Annotated in this window: 21 protein-coding genes and 1 pseudogene; 10 read left to right on the top strand and 12 right to left on the bottom strand. The window is 60.6% G+C overall.

The features are described 5' to 3' along the window. Positions 1-412 precede the first annotated feature (412 nt). From PQ467_RS21065 to PQ467_RS21055, 3 genes are read right to left on the bottom strand one after another with little or no spacing between them, the layout of a single operon-like run. Complete coding sequence (locus PQ467_RS21065) at positions 413-2,740, bottom strand: molybdopterin cofactor-binding domain-containing protein (RefSeq protein WP_274176436.1); 2,328 nt, start codon at positions 2,738-2,740, stop codon at positions 413-415. Further along, positions 2,737-3,255, bottom strand: a complete 519-nt coding sequence (locus PQ467_RS21060) for a (2Fe-2S)-binding protein (protein ID WP_274176435.1) — start codon at positions 3,253-3,255, stop codon at positions 2,737-2,739. The genes PQ467_RS21065 and PQ467_RS21060 overlap by 4 nt, the downstream gene beginning before the upstream one ends. Before the next feature lie 20 nt (positions 3,256-3,275). Next, the gene (locus PQ467_RS21055) at positions 3,276-4,274 is read right to left on the bottom strand and encodes an aldo/keto reductase (RefSeq protein ID WP_274176434.1); all 999 of its coding nucleotides are present in this window, start codon (positions 4,272-4,274) and stop codon (positions 3,276-3,278) included. 115 nt (positions 4,275-4,389) lie between these two features. Between PQ467_RS21055 and PQ467_RS21050 the strand changes: the two genes are divergently transcribed. After that, the gene (locus tag PQ467_RS21050) at positions 4,390-5,289 is read left to right on the top strand and encodes a LysR family transcriptional regulator (protein WP_274177275.1); all 900 of its coding nucleotides are present in this window, start codon (positions 4,390-4,392) and stop codon (positions 5,287-5,289) included. A 178-nt stretch (positions 5,290-5,467) separates the two neighbouring features. On the opposite strand, the gene PQ467_RS21045 is transcribed toward PQ467_RS21050, so the two are convergent. Continuing rightward, complete coding sequence (locus PQ467_RS21045; RefSeq protein ID WP_274176433.1) at positions 5,468-6,658, bottom strand: serine hydrolase domain-containing protein; 1,191 nt, start codon at positions 6,656-6,658, stop codon at positions 5,468-5,470. 96 nt (positions 6,659-6,754) lie between these two features. Here PQ467_RS21045 and PQ467_RS21040 point away from each other — a divergent pair, with 96 nt between their 5' ends. Further along, positions 6,755-7,336, top strand: a complete 582-nt coding sequence (locus tag PQ467_RS21040; RefSeq protein WP_274176432.1) for a DUF2975 domain-containing protein — start codon at positions 6,755-6,757, stop codon at positions 7,334-7,336. A 12-nt stretch (positions 7,337-7,348) separates the two neighbouring features. Beyond that, positions 7,349-7,579 carry a helix-turn-helix domain-containing protein gene (locus PQ467_RS21035; protein WP_274176431.1) on the top strand — a complete coding sequence of 77 codons (231 nt, stop codon included), beginning with the start codon at positions 7,349-7,351 and terminating at the stop codon, positions 7,577-7,579. Between the two features lie 287 nt (positions 7,580-7,866). Here the strand turns inward: PQ467_RS21035 and PQ467_RS21030 are convergent, their stop codons facing one another. Next, a complete protein-coding gene (locus PQ467_RS21030) occupies positions 7,867-8,202 on the bottom strand; it encodes a GIY-YIG nuclease family protein (RefSeq protein WP_274176430.1) in 336 nt (111 codons plus the stop codon). Positions 8,203-8,290: 88 nt separating this feature from the next. Here PQ467_RS21030 and PQ467_RS21025 point away from each other — a divergent pair, with 88 nt between their 5' ends. Next, complete coding sequence (locus PQ467_RS21025; protein ID WP_274176429.1) at positions 8,291-8,881, top strand: DUF2239 family protein; 591 nt, start codon at positions 8,291-8,293, stop codon at positions 8,879-8,881. Between the two features lie 12 nt (positions 8,882-8,893). Next, positions 8,894-9,241: an alpha/beta fold hydrolase gene (locus PQ467_RS21020; protein ID WP_274176428.1), complete on the top strand. Its 348-nt coding sequence runs from the start codon at positions 8,894-8,896 to the stop codon at positions 9,239-9,241. Positions 9,242-9,484: 243 nt separating this feature from the next. Here the strand turns inward: PQ467_RS21020 and PQ467_RS21015 are convergent, their stop codons facing one another. The 3 genes from PQ467_RS21015 to PQ467_RS21005 form a co-directional block, all read right to left on the bottom strand. After that, entirely contained in the window at positions 9,485-10,495 is a 1,011-nt protein-coding gene (locus PQ467_RS21015) for a GDSL-type esterase/lipase family protein (protein WP_274176427.1), read from the bottom strand. A gap of 54 nt (positions 10,496-10,549) precedes the next feature. Next, on the bottom strand, positions 10,550-11,842 hold the full coding sequence (locus PQ467_RS21010; protein WP_274176426.1) for a hypothetical protein: 1,293 nt from the start codon (positions 11,840-11,842) through the stop codon (positions 10,550-10,552). Between the two features lie 88 nt (positions 11,843-11,930). Then, positions 11,931-14,426, bottom strand: a complete 2,496-nt coding sequence (locus PQ467_RS21005; RefSeq protein WP_274176425.1) for a TonB-dependent receptor — start codon at positions 14,424-14,426, stop codon at positions 11,931-11,933. A gap of 402 nt (positions 14,427-14,828) precedes the next feature. Here PQ467_RS21005 and PQ467_RS21000 point away from each other — a divergent pair, with 402 nt between their 5' ends. The 3 genes from PQ467_RS21000 to PQ467_RS20990 all read left to right on the top strand — a co-directional run bounded on the left by PQ467_RS21000 (position 14,829) and on the right by PQ467_RS20990 (position 17,645). Continuing rightward, positions 14,829-15,194 (top strand): DUF6152 family protein, encoded by a 366-nt coding sequence (locus PQ467_RS21000; protein ID WP_274176424.1) that lies wholly within the window; start codon positions 14,829-14,831, stop codon positions 15,192-15,194. A gap of 89 nt (positions 15,195-15,283) precedes the next feature. Beyond that, positions 15,284-16,048: a hypothetical protein gene (locus tag PQ467_RS20995; protein ID WP_274176423.1), complete on the top strand. Its 765-nt coding sequence runs from the start codon at positions 15,284-15,286 to the stop codon at positions 16,046-16,048. Between the two features lie 325 nt (positions 16,049-16,373). Then, entirely contained in the window at positions 16,374-17,645 is a 1,272-nt protein-coding gene (locus PQ467_RS20990) for a hypothetical protein (protein ID WP_274176422.1), read from the top strand. Here PQ467_RS20990 and PQ467_RS20985 read toward each other — a convergent pair. Both PQ467_RS20985 and PQ467_RS20980 read right to left on the bottom strand, forming a co-directional pair. Then, positions 17,642-18,979, bottom strand: coding sequence for a hypothetical protein (locus tag PQ467_RS20985; protein WP_274176421.1), 1,338 nt, complete (start codon positions 18,977-18,979; stop codon positions 17,642-17,644). The genes PQ467_RS20990 and PQ467_RS20985 overlap by 4 nt on opposite strands. Positions 18,980-19,033: 54 nt before the next feature. Continuing rightward, entirely contained in the window at positions 19,034-20,242 is a 1,209-nt protein-coding gene (locus PQ467_RS20980) for a GGDEF domain-containing protein (protein WP_274176420.1), read from the bottom strand. Between the two features lie 119 nt (positions 20,243-20,361). On the opposite strand from PQ467_RS20980, the pseudogene PQ467_RS20975 reads away from it, so the two are divergent. Then, positions 20,362-20,712, top strand: a pseudogene (locus PQ467_RS20975) (integrase); the annotation flags it as partial. Positions 20,713-20,739: 27 nt separating this feature from the next. Here PQ467_RS20975 and PQ467_RS20970 read toward each other — a convergent pair. After that, positions 20,740-22,293 (bottom strand): ISL3 family transposase, encoded by a 1,554-nt coding sequence (locus tag PQ467_RS20970; RefSeq protein WP_274176419.1) that lies wholly within the window; start codon positions 22,291-22,293, stop codon positions 20,740-20,742. Positions 22,294-22,409: 116 nt separating this feature from the next. Continuing rightward, a complete protein-coding gene (locus tag PQ467_RS20965) occupies positions 22,410-23,078 on the bottom strand; it encodes a FadR/GntR family transcriptional regulator (protein WP_337995123.1) in 669 nt (222 codons plus the stop codon). A gap of 133 nt (positions 23,079-23,211) precedes the next feature. Between PQ467_RS20965 and PQ467_RS20960 the strand changes: the two genes are divergently transcribed. Next, positions 23,212-25,503, top strand: coding sequence for a TonB-dependent receptor (locus tag PQ467_RS20960; RefSeq protein WP_274176418.1), 2,292 nt, complete (start codon positions 23,212-23,214; stop codon positions 25,501-25,503). The last annotated feature ends 1 nt before the right edge of the window (position 25,504 follow it).

Genomic DNA, 25,504 nt, shown 5'->3' with positions numbered 1-25,504 from the left:
TTTCGCCGCCACAGTGCGGGCCACCCATCCACAATTCGTTTACACACCCCTTGGCACGTCAAAGGCGCTGCGTGATGCAGGGCGTCTGGTCTGGGGATCGCAGGTGTAGCGCCAGTCTATACAGGGTTGGATGTCATTGCCGTAAAGGACGGAAAGATCACCGCACTCTATGTCTATCTGGATGAAACATCAGAGGAATGGCGTCGTTCTGCCTCGGTTGCACCGGCTTAACCGTCCACATGCGTTCATCTCAGCCAGATGAAGGAAAGATCGGTTTGAGGGATCACGTCCAGGCCCTCGAACGACTGCTATGGCGGCGATCCGTACAGCCGCCCGACAGTTCCATTGGCCGCTGGGCAGCTATGCCAATGACAGTCCCACCCAATCCACCTGATCATGTGGGATGCAGTGCTCAGCCATTCTCCACAAGGGCGGACCTCACATAGCCCACTCTCAGCGGCAAGCGTCTGATGGGGATGCCTGTAGCGTCCATCACGGCAGCGGCAATGGCCGGGGCCGCAAGGGCGTTGGCGCTTTCCGAACCTTGCCCGTAATTGCCGACACCGCTGTTATCACTCAGCACCACGCGTAATTCCGGCATCTCGGCCATGGTGAGAATGGGATAGGTTGACCAATCGAGCGCGGTGATGGCGCCGCTATCAAAGCTGACCTCCTCGTGCAGGGCCTGGCTGACCCCCATCAGGCAACCTGCCTGAATTTGGCGGCGCAGTTGCATGGGGTTGATGATGATACCGACATCGGCGGCGATGGTGATGCGCTCCACCTTCACGGCGCCGGTACTCGGCACCACGCTGACATGCGCGGCACAGGCCCAATAGCCGTTGTCGCGCAGCATGATCGATACGCCTTGGCCTTTCATTGCGACTTTGCCGGTGGCGCGGGCGCCGGGGGCGGGGGAAGGGCGCCTGATCCAGCCCGATTCCGCGCGCAAACGTTCGAGCAAGGCTTTGAAGCGTGGATCGTCAACATGGTCGAGCCGGAATTGCAGCGCGTCTTTGCCCGCCAGCATGGCGGCCTCGCTGATGGCCATTTCACGGGGGAAGTTCTGCTGGAACTGGATCGGCGTGCGCATCGAATGGTTGCGCAGGCCAGCGCCCAGTGGCGATGCCTTTTGCCCCATATGATATTGGCCGTAGCCTGTTTCGCTGACTGCTGGCACCGTGCCATAAACCCATGTGTCCGCAATATTGAGCAAGGCGTTCTGGAAACCATAGGTGGTATCGGGCGATGGAGCGTCGATCACCTTTTCCCCCGCCAGCATGGCGCCGATCAATCGGTCATCCTGCATGCCGGGCATATGGTGGGTGGCCTGATAGGCGGCGATGCGCCCGCCATCATCAAGCGTAATGGCCAGATCGGCCAGCGTTGCGGGCGAGTTGGTGGACCAGCCCATATCATCGGCGCGCATCCATTGTACCCGCACCGGGGCACTTACCGCACGCGAAAGGAGTACGGCCTCGTCCTCGCTCCCCGCGCTGCCGCCATTGGATCGGCCATAGTGGCCCGCGCCCGGATAGGTACGGACGGTAACCTGTTCCTCACCACAGCCCAGCATCAAGGCGATCATGCGGCGCAGATGTTGCGCGTTCTGGCTGTGGGTGTGCAGCGTGGTCGTGCCATCGGGTCGAACATCGGCCAGCGTGACCATCGGGCTGATCGGCGCATGCTTGTAAAACGGCATGCTGTAAGTGGCGCGGTGGGTTTTCGCGCCCGTCACACCGGCCACATTGCCCTTGTTGGCGCGGCCTGCGCGGGCGGGGAAGGCATCTTGCGCGCTGGCTTGGCGCAGGTGATCGGCCAGCTTTGCCTGGTCCGGCAAGCCCGCCCAGGCGCTCCATTGCGTGTCGGCGGCAACGGCCTGCGCCGCTTGTACAGCCTCCCACTCCTGCGGAGAAACGACAGCCAGCAGATTGCCCAGACGAACCAGCCGTGCCGTGGGATATTGCGCCCGATCCAGCAGGCCAGCCTTAACCAGTGTGGAGCCCAGCGTTGCCGGATGGATCACCCGTGCGTGCAGCATGCCGGGCAGTTTCACATCGCCCACCCATATGGTCTCACCTGCCACCTTTGGCCGGATCGAAGGGTTGGGCACGCTTTGGCCGATGATGGTGTAATCCTTGACGGGCTTGAAGGGCGGATTGGCATCCACCCGCAAGCCCATGGGAAGGGTTAGATCCCCCGCCACCGGAATGGTCAGTTGCAATTGCTCGCCTTGCACCAACTCCGCATAGGTCAGGCTGCGTCCGCCCGCTGCGAAAATGCCATCGTGCAAAGCCACCTCGGCGCGTGGAGCCCCCAGTTTCCGGGCGGCCAGTTCATGCGCCGCCTCGCGCAGCAGGGCGGCGACCTTGCGCAGATTTTGCCCATAGCGGAGCAGGCCGAACGTGCCCCCGCCATCAGGTGTGCGATCCGTATCGCCCGAAATGACAGTGGTGATCGCCGACAGCGGCACGCAGAGTTCCTCCGCCGCAATCTGGCGATAGGCGGTGTAGATCGTGCTTTGGCCGAAATCGCATTTGCCGGTGCGAAGCAGGATCTGGCCGTCGGCCTGAATGTCGATCCAGCTTTGGCTGCGCGCCGCGTTCAGCGATGCGCCGATCGCCTTGGCGCCCTTGGCCGGGATGCCGGGCATGGCCAGAACCGCCACCAATGCGCCGCCGACGCCCATAAAGCCGCGCCGGTCAAGCCGCGCGCCATGGATGGAGAGGGGCGCGTTCATGCCGCGCCTCCTTGCGCCATAAGTTTGGCAGCGCGATGCGCGCCTTCAAGGATCGCTGCATAGCTGCCGCAACGGCACAGGTGGGGCGACGGGCCGGATGTGGTCAACGCCTGCTTTATATCCTCGTCACTCGGGCGAGGGTTCGCTTCCAGCAGTTCGGTCACCTTGATCATCATGCCAAACTGGCAGATGCCACATTGCGGTACCTGCTCGTCGATCCAGGCCTGTTGTACCGGATGCAGCGCATCGGGCTTGGCGCCTGCATGCTGATGTTTCCAGCGCGCGGGCAGGCCTTCCACTGTGGTCACTTCTTTACCCTCAAGCGTGGAGAGCGGCGTGATGCAGGCGCGGGTTTCCACCCCGTCCACCAGCACCGAACAGGCCCCGCATTGCGCCATCCCGCAGCCGAATTTGGGCGTCATCACATCCAGTTCTCCGCGCAAGACATAGAGAAGCGGCGTTTCCGGTGATGCGGTAACCTCACGCATCGTGCCGTTGACTTTCAGGCTGGGCATGGCGGGTTCTCCCTGAATGGTTATTTTTGCACCATCTGCATGGCGGCGGCAGGATAGCGATCACCCATCACGCCAATGGCATCGGCGGTGGCGGTGATCCTTGCCAATTCGGCGGGGGACAGCGCCAGATCGGCGGCGGCGGTGTTCTCACGCATGCGATGGGCCTTGGTGGTGCCTGGGATCGGCACGATGGAAGGTGCCTGTGCCATCACCCAGGCCAGTGCGATCTGCCCTGCGGTTGCGCCCTTTTCGCTGGCCACGTCCTGCAACAGGCGCACCAGCGCCAGATTGTGTTCATAGGCATCGCCCTGAAAACGCGGGATGCCGCCGCGGATGTCGCCTTCGCCAAAGCTCTTTCCGGCCTCGATCGTTCCGGTAAGGAACCCCTTGCCCAACGGGCTGAACGGCACAAAGCCAATCCCCAGTTCATGGCAGGCGGGCAGGATCGCGGCCTCCACATCGCGCGTCCACAGCGAATATTCGCTTTGCAGCGCGGCAACGGGCAGCACCGCATGCGCGCGGCGGATCGTTTCCACCCCCGCTTCGGAAAGGCCGAAATGGCGCACCTTGCCCTCGCGCACCAGATCCGCCACCGTTCCGGCCACATCCTCGATCGGTACGGCCGGATCGACGCGGTGCTGGTAAAACAGGTCGAGCGCTTCGACGCCCAGGCGGCGGCAGGATTCCTCTGCCACTTTGCGGATCTGTTCCGGGCGGCTGTTTAACCCGCGCATCGGCGGGCTGGCGGCAGGATCGAGATCGAAACCGAATTTTGTGGCTATCACCACCTCGCCACGAAACGGCGCCAGAGCTTCGCCCAGCAATTCCTCATTCGTCCACGGGCCATAGACTTCCGCCGTGTCGAAAAAGGTCACGCCCGCCTCCACGGCCTCGCGCAACAGGGCGATGGCGTCACTCCGCTCGATCGGGCTGGTCTTGTTATAGCCAAAGCTGAGGCCCATGCACCCAAAGCCGATGGCCGAGACGGCAAGGTCTTGGCCCAGAACGCGCTTTTCCATGCGTTTCCATCCTTGTTTTTCCGCCCATGGGCGGGATGATGGTGCCCTTGTACCGCGCTTGAATTATCCCGATAAGTCGTGCATTTTTGCATAAACCTATACTGAAATGTGATAAATCATGCGCGATGAACTGGGCGATCTGGCTATCTTTCTCGCTGTTGCCGAAGAGCGCAGCTTTACCCGCGCGGCGGTGCGGCTTGGCACCTCGCAATCGGCGGTAAGCGGCGCGGTACGGCGGCTGGAAGGCCATCTTGGTGTCAGCCTGCTGGCGCGCACCACGCGAAGCGTGAACCCGACACAGGCGGGCGAACAATTGCTGGCCACCTTGCGCCCCGCGCTTGGGGATATCCGCAGCCGACTTGGCGAGATCGCGGCGCTGCGCGAGAAGCCGACCGGGCTGGTGCGCATCACCACCAGCCGACACGCTGCCGAAAGCCTGCTGTGGCCTGCCATCGACCGCGTGATGGCGCGCCATGATGGCATTGTGGTCGAGCTGTCGCTGGACGGTGCGCTGACCAACATCGTTGAGGATCGCTTCGACGCCGGGGTGCGGCTGGGGGAAAGCCTCGAAAAGGACATGATCGCGCTGCGCATTGGGCCGGATCTGCGCATGGCGGTGGTCGGGGCGCCTGCCTATCTTTCGGCCCACCCCGCGCCCCGCAGCCCGCGCGATCTGATCGCGCACCGTTGCATCAACCTGCGTATGGCAACCCGGGGCAATCTTTACGCGTGGGAGTTCGAAAAAGACGGGCAGGCGCTGAATGTCAGGGTGGAGGGACCGTTTATCGCCAATGATGCATCCATGGCCCTGCGTTGCGCGGTGGCCGGGCACGGGCTGGCCTGCGTTGTGGAGGATGCCGCCGTGCTGGACCTGATGCGCCAAGGAGCCCTGGTTCGTGTGCTTGAGGACTGGTGCCCGCCTTTTGCGGGGCACCACTTGTATTACCCAAGCCGCAGAAATCTCTCCCCTGCTTTCCGCGTGGTTATGGAGGAATTGCGCAGGGGGATTGGCTGACAGGAAGGAGATTACAAAGCGAGGGTGATGGAACGGTAAAGTGTTTTCGGTCCTCTTACGTGACTTGGGCCTGGCGCATGTGAGCCCTGTATCAGACCTTCGCACGGCACGAACTGACGACAGCTCCCAACGGAACAGCATTGTGCTCTGCAAGTCGGGGTTGGCGGCGGGGTTTCCCCTAAGGTCTGAGTGCCTTGAGGATTAAGTTCGCGCAGGCCGTCGCGGAACCCTCTCCGGTCATCGCGACCGTGACGATAGCGTCGTCATCAGGCGAGTAGAGCGCAATGGCGTTGACGCCGGGGGCGCCGCCTGCATGGCCGATCCAGCGAAGCGTCCGTGGCCCGTCCGGTACTTCGAACACCATCATGCCTAGCCCGTAATAGGTACCGGGGTCGAACATTGGATAGAGGGTCGCGGTCATTTCCTGTCGCAGGCTCTTGCGCAGAAAATGTCCGTCGAGAAGGGCCGCCCAGGCCAAGGCCATATCGCGGGCATCACTGACGACAGGACCGGCGGCGCCTGCCCAGCTTGGGTCCATGGTCTGGCCCTGCGTCGATGCGGGCAGGGCAACATCGCGTGCCTGTTGGCCGGGAGATAGCGCACGCATCGACCGCAGGCCAAGGGGTTCGATGATCCGCGCCGTGATCGCTGCATCAAGGGGCCGGCGGTCAACCCTTTCGACGATCATGCCCAAAACATCGTAGCCGGTGTTCGAGTAGCGCCATCTTTCGCCCGGGCAGAACATCGCGCCGTGCCGACCGGCGATGGCGAGCATCGTTGCCGGATCGCGGTAACCGGGATGGGCGCGCACAACCATGTCCTCGTTGGCGCTGAACAGGCCGGAGGTGTGGGCAAGAAGGTCTCTCACCGTAACGATATGCCCGTTCGGCACGCCCTCGACCCATTGTGACACCGGCGCGTCCAGCGACAGCTTCGCTTCCTGCACCAGTTGCAGCACCACGGTCGCGGTGAACGCTTTGCCGACGCTTGCCCACCACAGGATCGGGCGCTCCGGCTGTGTCGATTGCCGATGCCACAGGCCCACGCCGGGACAGGCTACGGCGGCGGACAAAGCGGGCGCCGCCGTATAGTCTTTCAGCCGGGCGAAGGCGGCATCAAGAAGCGCCATCGTCGCGGCGGGCAGGGGGCGGTCGGGGATCGCCGTCAGTTCAACGGCATCCACCGGCGGATGCAGCGGTGCACCGGAATAGGGCGCGCGCGCCGAGCAACGCACGGGGCGATAATCAGTCGCCTCGGTTCGCGAACCGATCACCATCGCGCCAGCGAGGCCAAAAGCATCGCGCAGCATTTTTCGGCGGGAGCGCAAGGGTCCGGCTGCCGCCACGGGATTGGTTCGGAAAATCGGCATGGGATCTCCTTGCGAGAGACTTAATGTTGATCGAAAATATATTATCGTAAAACAGAAAATATAGGATATAGGATGGCGTCACAAGGAGATTCCGCCATGGCCTCATCCGGCATATGCGTCACGGCGCGACAAGATGATCCCCGCGCCATCCGGCTGGATCGGGTTCGCCGCCGGAGCGAGTTGATGGCGACGGCCAGCATGGCCGTGGCGTTCCTGCTTGCCATGGCGATGCTGCTCTACTGGTGCCTCACACCGGCCAGCACGCTGTTTCGCCACGCGGGTCTGCTCCTTCACCCACCGGCAGAAATAGGTTTTGCCATGCGGTTCGCCGCCTTCGCGATCGCCATGATCCCGCTCGGCGCGTTGATTGTCGGCCTGCTGAGCGCCCGGCGCTGTTTTGGCTGCTTCGCGGCTGGGCGTATCTTTTCCGCGGATGCCGCGCGAAGCCTGCGAGGTTTCGCGCTCGGTGTGGCGGCGGCGGCGTTGCTCAAGCCGGTGGCCGGGTCGATCCTCAGTCTGCTGCTCAGCTCGCTTTCTCCCGCACACACGCGCGCTCTGGCGCTCAACCTTGGCTCGGACACCGTGCTGTCGCTGCTGTTCGCCGGGATGGTCGCGATCATCGCGGGCGTGCTGGTCGAAGCAGCCGATGTCGCGGCCGAAAACGATCAGTTCGTCTGAGGAGAGCCGGACATGCCCATTCAGGTCCGGCTCGGCGTCATGCTGGCCGAGCGCAACGTCAAGTCGAAGGAACTCGCCGAATATGTCGGGATCACCGAAGCGAACCTCTCGCTTCTCAAGAAAGGGCACGTGAAAGGCGTCCGTTTCGAAACGCTCGAACGCATCTGCGACTTCCTCGACTGCCAGCCTGGCGACCTGCTCCGCTACGAACGCGCCGAACGCGTGGAAGGAGAAGCCTTATGAACGGCTTTTGCAAGCGCCGGGGCGTTGTGGCGAGGTCTCACTGACCGATGCGTGACTGATTCTCAGTGCTGCGGCCAGCTCATCGCCGCCGAAGTAGGGGCCAGCGGGCTCAAGGCCAACGGCAAAGGTTTTCAGAGGGCGGAGAGGCACGGGAAACTATCATTATGCGCAGCGAGGCCATTGCTGAAAGGCTGCGGCCGCTTATGGCCTCGCTGGGCTGGATAAACGCGGGCCGATTGACCGCCGTCGATCATCAGAAAGACGTCGGTTATCTTGGCACAAAGCGCTCAAATCGGCGCTCCTCCCCGAATTGCAATCCAATGGTCAAGGCGCCGCTTCAACGCCCGGTCGCGCCCGAACTGGAGCGCCTCTTCGTCGACGTGCTCTACCACCTCGAAACTGAACACATCGGCGCCGTGCAAAGCCCAGGCTTCCTGCAGGCTCCGGTGGGGATTGTTGCCCTGCCTCAGCGTGAACCACAGGCGGTTCCGGATCGTGGCGAGGTCGGGGGCCTTGCCGATCCATTGCTGGCCCGTGGCGTCGCAATGCACGGCATAGATGCCAGCCTGCACCTTGCGCTCCTTGTAAGTGGCCAGTGCGTCACGTCGGTCGCTGCTTTTCATGTTCTGTCTCCATCGCGCGGTGCGGGCTGCGCAGATTATATTACCCGGATATATTGACTCCCATAGAAAATCAAATCATCTGGGTCAAATGAATGACACTCCCTCCAATCATCCGCTTGCCGTGGCTTGCACCGCCTTCATGGGCTCAGAGAAGCTCGCTTCCGGCGATCTGGCCGATGTGGCGCTGGCCGTGAACGCGAAGATGGCGGCGGCCCCGAGCACCATCCTGATCTTTGATGATGCCACCGGCGCGCAGATCGACATCGACCTGCGCGGCACCACGGCACAGATCATTTCCAGATTGGCCGCCTATCAGGGCCATCAGCCCGAAGCGCGCAAACGGGGGAGGCCCAAGCTGGGCGTGGTCGCGCGCGAGGTTACGCTTCTGCCGCGCCATTGGGATTGGTTGGCGCAACAACCGGGCGGGGCGTCGCAAACGTTGCGGCGTCTGATCGATCAGGCGCGAAAAGGGGATGAAGGGCGCACGGCGGCACGTCTGGCCCATGAGCGGGCCTATCGCTTCATGTCGGCGCTCGCGGGTGATTTTCCCGGCTTTGAGCGGGCTTCACGCGCGCTCTTCGCGCATGACCTTGCCGCGCTGAAAGAGGCGATGGAGGCATGGCCCGCCGATGTGCGCGACTATGCGCTGCATCTCGCCCGGCCCGATGTCGCGGATTGAAAGCGCGAGGTCATGCCCATCATTCAGGCCAATGGCATGGAACTGGCCTATGACAGCTTTGGCGAGCCGGATGCCACGCCTGTCCTGCTGATCGCCGGTCTGGGCACGCAGAGGATCCGCTGGACCGCGCCCTTTTGCCAGGATCTTGCTGCGCGGGGTCTGCACGTGATCCGTTTCGACAATCGCGACAGCGGTCAGTCCACGCATTTCAGCCACGCGGGTACACCTGATTTCGCCGCGATGATGCCGGGCAGGAAGCCTCAGATCCCATACGCGCTGGCGTCCATGCCGCCAGAATTTCCCACAGGCGCTGATTTGCGGCCTTTCATGTGGCAGACGCGCTGGCCCAGTTTAGCCTAGCCCGTGCGCATGCGGTTTTGCGGTTGAATGCTCAATGCGGGGCTGTTCATGTCGGCATGTCCCATCATGTCCAATTGCTCAAGACAAATGACAACGGCTTCAACCTCGCCAAGAGTTACGAGCGCCAGAAGGACAGGTGCAGGCTATCGGCTTCAGAGCAGTTCAACCGGCTTCCGCTCGTCGCAGCGAGAGCCGTCAGGGGAAGAGCGAGAGGTCAATGCCATTGCCCATGGCCTGATGCCCCTAGTCGCTGGGGTGCAGATGATCGCCTGAATCGAACTCGGGCTTGAACTGCGTCGGCTTGGTCGGATCGCGCACCATAGCTTCAAAATCGATCACCGCATCCGGCGCGTGCGATGTGCGGATCCAGTGGTGGACTGCGTCGCGCATCGCCACTTTGGCTGGGGTTGAGGTGAGAGGATCAAAGGGATTGGGCGTCAGCGTGCCGAGATAGATCTTCACCGAGCGGGCATGGGCTCGCGCGATGATCTGGCGGTAGCCGGCGATAAGTTCCTCTGCCGTGATGTCCGAGTAATCGCCAAACAGGCTGTGGCCGGAGAAATTGATGTCGTTGATGCCTTCAAGCAGGATGAGATGCGTCAAGCCATCAATCCGCAACACATCCCGATCCAGCCGTGCCATGCTTACCGCACCCCACCCCGGCGAGAGCACCCGGTTGCCCGCGATCCCGGCATTCAACACCGTATGGCGCCCGCCGCCCTTGCGCGCCGCCAGCCTGCGCGCCAGCCATGCAGAGCATCGGGTCTGTCCTTGTTGCCATCGGTGACGGAATCGCCCAGCGCGACAATGACATGGGGCGGCGCCTCGCTCAGCACTGAAACGCCGGTGACCAGCGGCCTGCTTCATCGGGGCTGCCTGGTCAAGCGCGGTTTGCATGGCCTGATTGCCCGGAGCAATCACAAAACCAGCCCCGCCGCGCCCTTCGTTCATCATTGATGGGGGCAGCGCGGCGCTCACAATCAGCTTTGCGCCTGACTTGACCGCCAGATCGACCGGATCGCTCAGAACGGGCGCGCCAACCGGGATCATCACGCCGGCGGCGCCGAATGTCAAGGCGTGCAGCGAGCCAAGGCGGGCGGCGAAAGCATCGCCTGCCACACCGATCGAGGCCGCGCTCAAACGCAGCGGCGCGGAACCCTCTTTCAAAAATAGTAGTGCTATTCTGATATTACTCAAACGGAGGTTGCCATCAATTCGTGGACCAGCTTGTAGAATCCTCAATGGCGAAAGCATCCGAAAACCATCGAGCGATTTCCAGAACAGCCTCTGGAGACCTCAATATGCCTATCATTGGGCGACCAGATCGAAGCGCTGCGCGTTGAACCTGAGCAACGGCATCGCCTGACTCATGATGTCAGCTTGGGCCAACGGATCTTCCGGCGCGGGAGTTGCTGGATCTGCCGCGTCCTGTTCCCCCAGGCTTCTGATCCCTTTGAGGTCGGACCAGACCAGCCAAAGCGACTTCCCGTCCGGGGCAATCCATTTCGGCGCAATTTGGGGGGAATAGGGCCGCGCATCGGCATCGCCGCCCGGGGACCACGCCAGATCTTCATGGACCTGCCGCCATGGCCCCCAGGGAGCGTCCGACACCCAGAAGCCCAGATAGGAGGGGCGTGCAAACTCGGTTCCGTCGGGCGCGCAGCCGGTGCCGGCGGCAACCATCATGTAAACCCCAAGCGGGCCGTTCCAGACAACGCTGGGCAACCAGGTTTCGACAACAATGTCGCCTTCAAAGAGACTTGTGCGATTGACCCAGCCGCGAGGAAAAATGTGGACGGGTCGGCGCGCACTTATCTCCTTGCTCCAGACCGGGGCGCCCTCTGCGGTGCGGCCCGCATAGAATTCATAGGCGGTTCGCTCCAGCATTCCGGCGATCGGCACGCGGAACAGCATCAGTTGATTCATCAAGCCATCGATATTTCCGTTGGGACTGTATGCGTAGATGTTGCCATCGCGGTTGGCGCGATAGTCCTGCCCCATTTGCAGGAAACTGAGCAGCGAAAAGCAGCCGTCGGGCTCGTCAAAGAAGGCAAGGCGCGTGCGCGATTGCTCTGCCCAGTCCTCGTTGTGAACGGGCGTGCTGCCATCCTGATTGTGCCAGATGCGACCCCCATCATCGGAATAGATCAGCTTGGCCGCATTCCAGTGGGAGAGACGATCCGCTGCCCGGTCCAGCGCGCCGAGCGATTGATAGATCCGGCCATGCACCGCCAGCAAGCCGTGGCCGTGATAGTGGGGAGCTTCTTCTGCTCCGGCCGTGTGAAGGATGAACGGATAGCCCGACACTTTGTCCACGACGGGGGCAGGAGGAAGTCCGCGCAAATTCCAAAGGGAGCGTTTGTAGAAACGTCGAGGCGCGGTGGTGAACCCGGTGCCATCGTTCTGCACGATGAACTGCTGGTCGTTGGGCCCCCATGTCATTTTGTAGCCGTCACCCATGCCGGGCAGGCGAAAAATCGTCTGATCGCGCGGTTTGACACCGGAAATGCGCGCCGAGGCGGGCCTGAAGCCTTCGGCAAGGGCTGTGGATGTCCAGATGGATTGCCCGACCGCGGCCGTTGCCGCCAGGATCTGTTTCATGAAAGACCTTCGCGCAGACATGGCTGTTTCTCCCTGGATAACCGATGACCGACAGCGGCAGGAAGGTTTCCCACCGCTGCTCATCCGATTAGAAATCAAGTTGATACTGGATACCGATCTGGCGCGGACGGCTGACAACCGCTCTCGGCAGGCGTTGGTAGGTGCCGTCGGCAAGCAACTCCTGCCGGTCGAAGCTGGAGGCGGGCTGGTCGCCGTAGTTGAGTCGCTTGTCCAGCAGGTTTTTTACAAAGATCATCACCTGGGATCGACCAAAGCTCAGCCCCATGTTGCCGTTGACCATGCTGATCGGTTGGCGCGTGTAGAAGCCGCCGGCCCCGTTGGACACCTTTGTGCTGCCGGAAAAGCTGTAGTCGGCAGCCGCAAAGAAGGAGAGCGTTTCGCTGATTTTGCTCTCGTAATAGCCCGAGAGAGTGCCGCTCCATTCAGGCACCTGCGGCAAAGGGCTGTTCGCGGGCACCGGAAGCACGCCTGGCTGCAGCAGAACGCCTTTGGTATAGCCCAGGCCCGCCTGAATCGAGAGCGGAACGGAGGCAAAGGGTCGGCCGGAAATCTCCAGTTCGCCGCCGCGAATGCGGGCCTTGCCCGCGTTTGTGGTGATGGGCAGCAGACAACTCGGCAGGATCGTGGATTGCTGGATATTGCTCCAGTCGATCTGGAACGCTGCGGCCGAGGCACTGATTCGGCCTCCGGCAAGGCGACTCTTGGCGCCAATTTCATAATTCCAGAGCGAATCGGACTGATACTCCCGGATCTTGTTGTTATCGAGCCCGAGTGTGGCCAGATCCGCGTTGCAAATGTCGGGCAGCGGCGTCGTGCTGCCACCGGGACGAAAGCCCTTTGACGCCGACACATAGAGGTTGCCCTGGTCCCCGACCTTGTAGGACACCACGGCCTTGGGCACCCAGCCGTTTTGTTTATGGTCAAGAGCCGGGTTGTCTGAACCGTCCGGGGCAAAGAGTATGCCGGTGTCTTTGGAGGCATCAATGCTGATTTTGTTCCAATATTTACGTAGTCCCAAGGTAATGGTCAGCTTGGGTATGGGCTCGTAGTAAACCTCGCCAAAAAGAGCGAAATCATCCGATCGGTTGTTGACCGAATTGGCGCCAAACCAGTCCGGTGCGAAACCGGCAGCAGCCAGACCCGGAACGTGGTTGACCGGAACGGCCGAATTGGAAAACAGGTGCTGATAATAAACGCCTGCGATCCCCGACAGGTGCGGCAATACGGCGCCCTCGTCAAAGGAAATGCGGTCCTCATGCGTAAAGCGCCGCTCCTTTAGGACAGAATAGGCCGTAACCGCCGGATGGCCGAAATCCGATCCGTAATTCTGGACCAGCCACAGGTTGCTGCCCTCAGTATCATCCTCAAGTTGCCGGATACGGCGCGCGAACAGGCTTGTCGAAGACACCGCCGAGAAACCCTGTCCGGCATAGTTCAATACCAGCGAGCCAAGTCCCCAGGTGTCGCGCGAATATTCCTGCACATCGGCATCACGGTTCGAGACATACGATAGCGGGCGATAGCCCGGCAGCGGCACATAGGCAGCCGGAAAGCCATGCAGGAGGTCGGACTGGCCGATGACCGAGGCCGTGACTTCCAGACGATCGGTCAGCTTGGCACGCAAGGAGGCCGATCCTGCCACAACGTCATTGGCTCCCTGATTGCCGACCGATACCAGCCGACCGGCGGCATCAGGGAAGGTGCGCGTAACAAAGCCCGAGTCATGTCGGTAGCCGGCCGCAAGGTCCAGCGCGAGTTTGCCGGGCACCAGCACGACATTGGCCTGCATGTTGCCCTGGCCGTCAAACCCGGCGCCCTTCGTGCCGCCGCCCTGGACCTGAACCGACCCGGAACTGTGGTTCAACGAGGGCTTTTTGGTGATGAAGCGCACATTCCCGCCCATCGAACTGGCGCCGAACAGCGTGCCTTGCGGGCCTTTCAAAACCTCCATCCGGTCTATGTCTAAAGTTAACGGGCTGACCGAGGAGGGAACCGGCGTGTCGTTGATGTAATAGGATGTGGTCCCGTTTCCGACGACACCGCGAATGGTTGTTGCCCGGTCACCGGCCCATAGCAGGGTGCCGCCCTGTCCATACTGAAAGCTGAGATTCGGCACACGGGTCGCGTAATCGGTGAAGTTCTGAATGTTTTGCGTCTTGATGAAATCGGATGACAGGGCCGTGATCGAGGCAGGCACATCGGTCAGCTTTTCATCCTTGCGCCGCGCGGAAACGACGATGTCCGAGGTCTGCGACAGAATGGTATTGGATGGGCCTTGCCGGTCGACATTTTGTGCATCGGCCGTACCGCTGGTAAGCGTTAAGGCGGCACCAGCCAGCAGCGCTGACAGAAGCGATGTGGCACCACTCTGGGCTATCGTTGCCGGGGCTGCTTTGGATCGACGACAGATCGTCGTCCCCATGAGATCGCTGCTCACTTTCTTATGACTCCCTGTGGTGAATGTTTTGTTTTGGGTTGGATCAAGCGAACGTTGCGGCAAAACCTGCAACGCTTGAAAATCGGCCCGCCGACACAAACGGACGAGTTGAAACGCCCGCGTCATCAGGCTGTGCGGCTTGTTTGGGCATGGATGTACGTTGTTACGAACGGGTAACGAGGATTAAATTTTTCAGATATTTGTTGCGCTCTTGTAAATAGTGAAATCGCCTGGAAACCCGTTTGGAAACGTTTGATCGGGCCGGTTGCATGTTACCTCTTGTGCTCGAAAAGGCCCCGCAGAACGCCCGAAACCCGGCCCCTGTGCCGCAGCCCGCAATGGTCAAACGGTTACACCACGGCTTCGCACGTTCTGCATGGTGGGCATCTGGCATAGCCTGCGAGGTGCATCGATTGCCAAGTCGGCAGATGTGGGAGGGACGGCTCGCCGACGGAGTGATGCCGGGCAGCGGGCGTTCGGAGGGTTCGATCCGGCCGGGCGGTTCCCACTGCGAAAATGGAGATCAAGATGAAAAGAGCAAAATTCGGTATTGCTGTCATGGCGGGCGCTATGCTGGCGATGGTGCAACCGGTGTCTGCACACCATTCTTTCGCCATGTTCAATCAGGCCAGTACTGTTGAATTCAAAGGTGCAACCGTCGTTCAATTTCAGTGGTCAAACCCGCATGTGTATGTGGTGATCAAGAACGGCAACACGAACTACACCCTCGAGTGCAGCAGTCCGTCCGGAATGCGGGAGACCGGATGGAAGTTCGATACCCTCAAGGCGGGCGACAAAATCGATGTGGCGTTTTTCCCCATGCGGGACGGTCGGCCGGGTGGCGCGCTCAAGACTGCCACCTTGCCCGGCGGAAAGGTGCTGAAGGCATGGTAATCGGTCACCAGTTGAAATCCTCGCGACAAAAACAGAGTCCCTTGAACGAAAGGTCTGCCGCTTCCATGCGGATCAAAAGCGTATCCGGCATGGTCCTGTCCACGGCGATTTGGCTGGCTGCCCCGGCCGCGATTGCCGCAACGGGCCAGCCTGCGCGCGGGCCTGCAAGCACGAGCGTGAATGGCTGGCATAATCTTACCGGCGTCTGGGAGCGAGATCCCAGCCCCTTCGAGGAAGGCGGTGCTGGTGGGGCCGAGGATATTCCTCCGCCACGCCCGGGGCCAAATCTTAAAGAGCCTTATGCCAGCGCATGGAAATCACAGCGGGCCAAGCGGCAGGCGGCGCTGGATGCAGGCAAGCCGCTTGCGGACTCAAGCACGCTGTGTCTGCCCGAAGGCACGCCGACGATCATGCAGGCCATCTATCCGATCCAGATCCTTCAGACGCCGGGACAGGTCACGGTCTTGGCGGAACTCTATATGCAGACCCGCCGCATCTATATGAATGCGCCCTTTCCCAAACAGGGCGATCTGGAGCCGACGTTCTATGGCTTTTCTTCCGCCCATTGGGAGAAAAACACCCTTGTCGTCACCACCCGCGGGCTAAAGGAGGATATGCAGTTTTTCGAAATTCCGCACAGCGACAAGATCAAGGTGACCGAACGGTACCGGATCACAGGTCCGGACAAGATGCGGATCGACTTCTCGATCGAAGATCCCGGCTTTCTTCAGTCTCCTTACCGCTGGACATGGCGATACAAGCGCAACCACAAATATCGCATTCCCGAATATGTCTGCGATCACAGCCTCGAAAAGATCAATCCTGACGGCACGGTATCGTTCGAACCAAAGTAGGGCCGGCTCGGCATTTTCGCTGTTGGCCCGCATGGATGGCGGCGACGCTGTTTTAAACGGACAGTAGCGCACCCGTCTGCCGGATTGCAGCGCGCCGGTTTCGGCCATGCGTGTGGCCGGAAAGTTTGCAAGGGCGAGGGGCAGGAGGTTGATAATCCCACATATTTGGATAGCTTGTCGTCATGGCCAAATTTGTGACAATTGATGCGGGAATATCAACTATCTGTCCCTGGCCGGTACTGTTGGGACGGCGGTTTCGGGATGTCTTGGTCTGTTTCTTGAATAGGTCGGGCGTTGCGGGCCGGGTCAAGGCTGCGCCAACAGAATGGCGCCGACAGCCGTGAATTTTTCTGACGAAGAGACGCGAGCCCTGATCGCGGAAGGCAAAAAGGTTCGAGAGTTCCTTGCATCCAATCGATCCGACACGCTGTTGCGGATTTTCGATTACCTGCTGCAACAGTCGATCAACGGCCAGCGACCGCGGGAAGCCGACATCGCCGCCGAAATCTTTCCCAACAACATGATCGAAACCGGTCAGCAGGGCTCTCGGGTGCGCGTGGGCGTCTATCGCCTTCGCAAGAAGCTGGACGGGTTTTATGAGGGCCAATCAGGTCGGCGCCTGATCATACCATCCGGCGAATATGCCCTCCAGATGACGCAGCCGGACGATCCGGCCGACATGCCGGACACCGAGGAAGCGCCTGATGTGGCGTCTCGACGGCTGCCGCTTCTGGGGATTGCGGTGGCGGCTCTGGTGCTTATGAATGGCTTCGCCGCATGGCTTTACATGCATCATCAACAGGTGCCGGAGCGGGCGCCGGTGCGCTCCCCGCTATGGGGATTGATCGCGAAGGGCGAGCGCAAGACCTATTTGGTGATAGGGGACCATTTCGCCTTCATCGACACTGCAAGGGATCGGAAAGACGGTGAGATCGTCCACGATCTCAACATCAATTCGGCAGAGGAATTGTACAGATACACTTCTTCCCGACCAAAACTTGCGACAAGCCTCAAGGATCAGGTACTCCACACGGTCAGTGCGCAGATTCTGGGTTCCGTCAGCGCGGTGGAAACCTACCTTCAGGTTCCGACGATCGAGCCGACGACATCTTTCGGCCTTGATCCCACAATGATGCAGACCTCCAATATTGTCTATGTCGGAACGATGGACGAAATGTCGAACCTGTTGCGCACACCGCTTATGGAGGCCTCGGGGTTCAACTGCGGCGCGCATTGCTTTGATCTTATCGACAAGGCATCCTCGCGTCGCTTTGTCTCCGACAGCCCCTATGTGCTTCACGACGGCACTGTTCCACGACGCGATTATGGTTATCTGGCGAGCTTTCCCGGACCGTCCGGCCATTCTGTTGTGATTGTTTCCGGCACAGGGGATGCGGCGGTGCGGCAGATGGCCGAGATTGTTACCGATTCAAAGATGATTGAGAATCTGCGCCGCCAGTTGGGCGGCACCTTGCCCGCGTTCGAAGCACTTTATCAGGTGCGCACAATGTTCAACCAAACCTATGGCAGCACCCTGATCATGGCGCGCCCGCTGAAATCGGCACATATGTGGGACAAGACCAAACCCGACGATTAGCTTTCTTTCAGGAGCGCGTTACCATGATCCGGGGCAAGCCTCAGCGTTCTTGAATTGATTAATCGGGTTTCGAAGACCAGATTGCCAACAGTGCGGAACTGGAAAAGCGCCTCGAAGGCCGCCGCAGGCCCAATGTGTTGGGTAATCGCATCAAGTTGCCGCCTGTCTGAGACGATACGCACTGTCTGCGCCAATGCCGCGTCCTCTATGCCGGCAATCACGATCATCCTGTTTCCGGCACGACCAGGGAAACTTGCAATATAGCCGTAATCATAGCCCATCGCATTGTCTGCCGCCCGGTTGTATGCAATTGCCCCATTTGTCCTCGATGCCGGGGCTGAGTCCATTTTTGCCCGGAATGTCTGTCCCGTTGCCGTGTCCCTGATTTCGTCAAAGTCGGCACCCGGCGCGTAACCCAGAGCAGGAAGGATCGGCGAGCGAAGTTTGCCCAACTGCGAAAACGGCGCGATGTATATAACATTGCGCGTATCGATCACCTCTTGTGAGATTTTGGACACCGGCACGATGCTGCCCATCGCGTGATCCTGCCTCACCTGACCGGCCAACGATAATGTTGTCACCGCCACCATCGCGATGCTGGATGGAATCCGATAGATGTCGCGATCATGCAAGGCGGGATAAAGCTGTGGTCGTTGGCCCAAATAGGCATCCAGATCGAGCGAAGACTGGATTGCCGGATGCATCACCAGCCGGTCGATCGGTCCATTTCCGGCGCCTTCGGCCACCATGTAAAAATCGCTGACCGCAATGACCGGGGAATGAGGGTGAACCGCAACAGGCTTCCAAAGCTGACTTTGGGCAAGGGGAGAGGCTGTGGTTTCCGCACGATCGGCAAACCAGCCCCATAGCACCAGCCAAAGGACCGCGCTTGCGGCGAAAGCCGCGCCCAATGCGATCCTGACGCCCCGCCCGGGTGCCGGTATTGGCAGAGGGGGCGGAATATCATTCGGTTCCGCGTCATCGTCCGTTGTAAGCAGCAGGAGCCGATATTCACCTTTTGGGATATACAACCGCGGCCCGCTGTCTCCGGCGTTAAAGGCCTCAAGCCTTTGGCGCAGGCGATAAATATAGGCGCGGACTGTCGAGTCTTGCGAAGTATCGAAATCCGAGTTCTTGTCGAACACGGACATCGCGATTTCAACCTCCTTGGGAGCGCGCGATTCCGAAGATCGGGCCACAAGATAGTCGAACAACTGGATCAGCTTGGTGCCTCGACCGTCAATAGCAAGCACTTCGCGAAAACGCGCCGATTGTTCTGCCATGATCTGCTCAGTCGATGCCTGAAACTGGTCTTCTGCTACAGGCTCTATCAACTGGGCACCCTCCCTGCGATTGACTCTATCTGACGCCTTCTCCGTGTCAATACATCAGCTTGATGTGCCTAGGGATTTGCGTGCGGCCTTTCCATCAAGCCACACGATCATCGCGAACTCGTCCCCGCCCACGCGATAGAGCGTGGCGATGGGGCAGGCCGTGTCGCTAAGTAGACGGGCGACTTCCACGAGCACCCGGTCTCCAACGAGGTGGCCGAACGTATCATTGATCGGCTTGAAGCGGTCGAGATCAATCCAACCCACCGTCATGGCGTTGAGGTTTGCCGGGATGACCGCACTTTCCAAATCGGCATAGAAACGCCGCCGGTTGTAAAGGCCTGTGAGTTCGTCGCTGTCAGCCAGCAGGCGTGCCTCCCGTTCCTGCCGACCAGCTTCGAGAGCGCTGTGGGACTGAACCGTCAGTTCCCGACTAAGATTTTGAACACGGCGCGCGATAACGGCGGCGACCGCCAGAAATGATACGATACACAAGGAGATTACCGGCAGCAATTCGCGAACGGCCAAAGAACCGGGAGCAAGGCGTTTCCAGGCAATCGTGCCGATCAGCGCACCCGACCAATCGCGTACCCCGGTTGAGGCTTCGTCCCCGGAGGGCGCGCCGTCCCCGGACCACCGAAGATGCCGCAAACCAAAGCCTTTCCCCCATTCTTCGAGCAGTTTGTCATCGAGCAAGCGTATATCGACAAAAATGCGATAAGAGGACTTGTCGAGCGTTGCCGGGCCATTTTCCCGAACGATCGGTGAAAACGCTATTAAAGCCGGGGTCGTGCCAGCCTTTCCGGTCATCACCACCGCGTCGCCGCGCCGCCTTACGGCGGCCTCGTTTGCAGGAACGCTGGCAAGCAGAGTTTTCAGCGCGCTGGGTCCGATCAAGTCAGCAAGAGGGAGCTTCCGTCCTGAGGGGAGATGCGCAAACGGTGTTCGTCCTTTTGCGTCAATCACATAACTCAAGGCTATGGGAGTTCCCCATTGCGACATGATCCACGGATCGTCCAAGGAGCCGTAAGCATGGGCGAAGGCATCATTCCAATGTGCATTGATGTACGTTTCATTGCTGATACGCGAACGTTCGCGATCGATTGCTCCGGAAATCGAGGCGGCCGACAGCCGGTCGGCATGATTGTCTGCATTCCAGACAAGGAAGTTGACAATGATCACGGAAGTCAAGACGGAAAGGCATATCAGCACGGTCAGCAACGCCGCGTGAGACGTGCTGCCGACTCGCGAGACACGCAACGCCACATGGTATATGTTCCCTAGGTGTCTGGTTTCGACACATTGAACTGATGCGGTGGATGCCCCCTTCAACCGGCATTGTATGATGCTGGTTGAAGGGGGCATCCACCGCATCAGTTCACACCACGCAGCACGGCTATTTGCGAGATATCACACGGTTTGCGATCTGGCTGGGACGCCCACCCGACACCGCCACCGAGGAGTACCTTCGCAGCTACCAGATCGAGCAGACCGAGACGGGGTTTGGCGCACCGGCCATGAACATCGCGGTTTCGGCGTTACGGTTCTTCTTCATCCGCACGCTCGACCGGTCTGACGTGATCCGCAGGCTCCACCGGGTGAAACGTCCGCGTGGTTTGCCGACCGTGCTCAGCCGCGAGGAAGTGAGCCGAATGCTCAATGCGACGACGAGCATCAAGCATCAGGCGATCCTGCCGGTGGCGTATGGCGCCAGCCTTCGCGCCGCAGAAGTGGCTCTGAATCACTTTTGCTGCTGGTGCAGGTCATACGCCGACTGCCCGAGCGCGCAGAAGATCCAGCTTCGCTCGACCATACATCTGTCGTTTTATCAGTTTGAGGCGAGTAATTTGGCCCTCAGTCTGCCCGTTTGACCACGGTGAGATGATCGCGTTGCGGACCGCAATCAGGTCCTTTTCCACACCGATGACGAAGGATGCGACAAGGCTGCCCTTGGCCAGCTCGATCCACCCATCAAGTTTCGCAGCTGACTTTGATCTGATCATCGATTGGAAATCGCCGATTGCCTTGCGTGCCGCCACCAACTCCGGGACACTGTTCTCGATTACTGCGACAAGAATGGCTTCGGATTTGCCTAATCCATCTTGAGCTGAGGTCATCAGGCGCGCCAAAACGCGCGCCGAGGGTGTGCGCATAAGGCCGCTTTGGCCAGCCTTCTCGGCGAGACGTCGTCGTTGAGCCCACTGCGAGACGATCCCTCGATGTCCAACAAAGCCTTCCGTGCGCATCTCACGCCAGAGTGCCAAGGCATTGCGGGATCCTGCCTCCCATCGCTCGTTCAGCCATGGCAACCAACTGTCCAGAGTGCTTGGCCGGGTACGAAAGACGTCCAGCCGCTGTCCGCGTAGCACGTCCCGAACGAGTTTGCGGCTATGACCCGTCTGCCGGACAATCTGCCGGATGGAAGTACCGCTTTTGGCCAGTTGCTGGATAGCCTCGTTGGTTTCCTGACGGCGAAGATAGCCTTCGTACTGCAGCTTCTCAGCGTAGGTGAGAAGCTTGGGATCGACGACATTGCTGCCGACCGCTTGCCTGATCTGCCGCATGGATTTGCTGACAGCGTCGAGAAACGCTCGGCTCGAATTCTCCATGAGATGCCAACGATCGGCAACCTGCTCGGCATGAGGCAGTCCTCGTGCGATCGCCTCCCCATAACCGCCGCCGCGATCTCGGGCGACGATGGATATGGAGGGACGTTTTGCGAGCCAGGCCTGTGACGTTTCCAGTGACCGATCTGGCAAAAGGGTGACCGGCTTGCGGCGCTCCAGATCGCAAACAATCGTTCCATATGTCTGGCCTCGGCGGAAGGCAAAATCATCAATACCGACAACATGCAGTTCGTCATGCCGATCAACAGCATGACGCCGCACAACCCGCAGCAAAGTGTCCTTGCTCACTGGCATCATCAGACGGTTGGCAAATGCGGCCCCGGGTCTGCCGCCCAGTGCAAGGCCCAGATAGTGAACATTTGTCTCAGGACGTTGGGTACGCCGACCATATCGCGCCAGGACAGCTACATCGAACCGCTCGCAGAAAAAACGCCGGCTGCACACGACCGTGTCACACCAAAAGCGGCGCGCCTGGATGGTTAGAACGACACGGCGACCCGCTAAGGGTAGATCCGAAGGTCTGCGCGCATACCGGCTCTGGACCCGCTGGCTTAGGCGGCCACAATCCGGACAAATACCTGAATTGCCGCGAGAACGCAGATGAATGTGGAAATCATCTCCGACACTCTGCAGCGACACCACCGCAAAGCCCTCAGGGACAAGACGCGCTCGTTGAAATCCCCCGTGCATGACAGATCCTCCCAGTGAAGCGGTGGAAGGATGCCATCATCAGCAGCAAAAGTGATTCAGAGGCCACATTTGCCTCTGCAAGCACGGCGCTAAAGCCTTCATGAGCGGTTGTGCTATCAGCGCGTGCCAAAAAGTATGGTGCGCACCGCCTGCAAATGCTGACGCATCAGGTTTTCGGCCTGCACCGGATTGTGTCGGTTGATGGCATCGACAATTTCGGCATGCTGGGTATCACTGTCCATCCGCGGCGCAGGGATGGTGCTGAAGGCTTCATCCACCCGCGCGCCAAGGCTGTGCCGCATTTGCGAGCGCAGCATGTCATAGAGCATCAGCAGCAGATGGTTGCGCGTGGATTCGGCAATCAGTCGGTGGAGCCTTTCATCCAGCCGCCGCCACTGGCTCAGCGTTTCGCATGTTTCCATGTCGATCAGGCATTGTTCCATCGCTGAAATCTGAACCTGCGTCGCATGAACCGCTGCCTGTGCGGCCAGTTGCGGTTCGAGCAGCAGGCGCGCGTCCATGATGTCATCGGCGCTGATATGCGGTGATGGCGCCGCATCGTCCAGATTGGCCTGACGTTGGCCTATGAACGTGCCCTTGCCGACATGGCGCCAGATTACCCCTTCGCTTTCAAGGCGGCGGAGCAAGGTCCGCAGGCGCCCGCGCGACAGGCCCAGTTCCTCGCACAGCTTTGGTTCGGCGGGCAGGCGGTCTTCGCCGCTTGCCCCGGCTTGGTCAATATAGGCGCGCAGCCTGCCAATGTCGTCGTCAATGGTCAGCATCATGAAATCCAGCCCTGTCAGCCATGTGATCTAGACGCAAGCGCGATCATCCCGCAAGCGGCGCAATGAATCAATTGACACGCATCAATAATCAAATATGAGTCGCCTCAACAATAAAATTGAGGAGGAGATTCTCATGAAGGCTGCCCTGATGCTCGCCGCTTCGGCTTTCGCCCTATGCGTTCACCCGGCCTTGGCCCAATCATCGTCCAACGGTGAGCAAAAGGGCGAGGAGATCATCGTCACCGCGACCAAGCGATCGGAATCCTTGCAGAAGATCCCGCTGGCCATCACCGCCGTCGAGGGACGCGCATTGACCGCAGGTGGTGTGATGGAGGCGCGCGCGCTGCCCCAGATCGCGCCTTCGCTGTTCATTTCCACCAGCACTTCGGAAAGCGCGGGCACGCAGGTACGTCTGCGCGGCGTGGGCACATCCAGCCAGAACGCCGGTTTTGAAGGGTCGGTCGGCATTTTCGAGGATGGCGTCTATCTGAACCGCCCGGGCGAGGCTTTGTCCGACCTGCTGGATGTCAAGCGGATCGAAGTGCTGCGCGGGCCGCAGGGCACGCTTTATGGCAAGAACACCACCACCGGCGTGGTCAACATCATCACCAACGAGCCCGAGTTTACCTGGTCGGGCAATGCCGGGATCAGCTATGGCAATTACAACGCACTGCGCGTGGATGGCGCGCTGGGCGGGCCAATTATCGCAGACAAGGCCGCCTTTCGCATCGCCGCGGTCTACAGCCGCCGCGACGGCTATATCCAGAACGTGACCGACGGGCGCAAGCTGAACAACCGCGACCGTTATCAAGTGCGCGGACAACTCCTGCTCAAGCCCACGGATCGCCTCTCGATCCGCCTGATCGGCGAGGCGCAGGAGAAGGATGAGGCCTGTTGCGCAGCGCCTTACATCGCGCTGGGTTCGGGCGCGGCGGTGATGGCCGCGGCGGGGGGTACGGTGCTCGATCCGGCCAATGCCGACAACCGCTATCGCATTGCACTCGATGGCCCGATGCGCTCGCGGGTCACGGCGCGGGCCTTCACGATGATCGCGAACTGGGATCTGGGCGGGGCGCAGGCCAAGCTGACCTATGGCCACCGCTATTTCCGGTCATCCGACAGCTATGATTCCGACAACAGTTCGCTTGCGGTCGTCAATGTATTTGACCAACGCCTTCAGGACCGGCTCGACACGCTCGAACTGCAACTGACCGCCACCAAGGGCCCCGCCGACCTGCTGCTCGGCAGTTTTGCCTATGACAACAGCATCTATGCCAGCCAGAGTTCGACCTTTGGCGCGGGGGCGGGGGCTTTTTACAACCGCCTGTCGGGCGGGGCGGCGCCGGCATCGGCCTATCCTGTGGGAGCGGGCGACACGCTGCAAACCTTTGGCCAGACCGGGCGCGGCCTCTCGATATTCACGCATGATGTGATCCGCCTTGCGCCCGGGCTCAAGGCCACGCTCGGCCTGCGCTGGTTGACCGAGGACAAGCAGGGTTCGGGCACGCTCTACACCGATGGTGTGGCGGACAGCTATGGCATGGCGCTGCCCGCGCGATGCGTTGCCCCGGTGCCATCACCGGCGCGGGCCTTCTGCCCGGCCAACCCCATCGGCGGCCGGTTTTCGGACAGTCACTGGACCTATGCTCTGGGCCTCTCCTATGAGCCGGTTGCCGGAACCCTGCTCTATTTCAACCACAGCACCGGCTACAAGGCAGGCGGCATCAACGCGGCCAAGGATGCGCGCGGGCCCACCACGGTCAATCCTGCGCTGGTCAATGGCACGTTTGCGCCCGAAACCGTGCGCTCGTTCGAAATCGGCGCCAAAACGCGCGCGTTTGACCGGCGGCTGACGCTGGCCGTCACAGCGTTCCTGATGGATTTCGACAATTTCCAGTTCCAGACCCGCGACCAGACCACCCTGTCCACCCAGGTCCAGACCGCCGCGACCGTCCGGTCCAAGGGGGTGGAGGTCGAGCTTTCGCTCAACCCGGCCAAGGGGCTGACGCTGGGGGGCAATGCGGCCTATATCCTTGCCCGCTATGGCACGGCCACGGCCGATCCCACGCTGGCCGGGCAAAGGCTGGGCAATTCGCCCGAATGGACGCTGCAGCCCTTCGTCACCTACAAACACGCCGTGGGGAGCATGTGGGAAGGGCGGCTCAACCTCAACGCCCGCTATGTCAGCGACTATATCGCCAATGTCACGCTGTTGGCGGGTAACCGTCAGGCGCCTTACGCACTGGTCAATGGCTCGCTGACGCTGGAGCATCGCGATGGCCTGTCGGTGGCCCTGTTCGCCAACAACCTGTTCAACCAGTATTACGCCACGCTGCGCACGCAGGCCCCGTTGCAGGCCAACACATTCATCGCCTTTCCCGGTGAGCCGCGCATGTTCGGCATCACCGTGCGCAAGGCGTTCTGAC

It is taken from the genome of Novosphingobium sp. KACC 22771 (assembly GCF_028736195.1).
GTDB lineage: Bacteria > Pseudomonadota > Alphaproteobacteria > Sphingomonadales > Sphingomonadaceae > Novosphingobium.
Note: the sequence above shows the minus strand (reverse complement) of the source record. Positions and strands in the feature narration are given on the sequence as shown.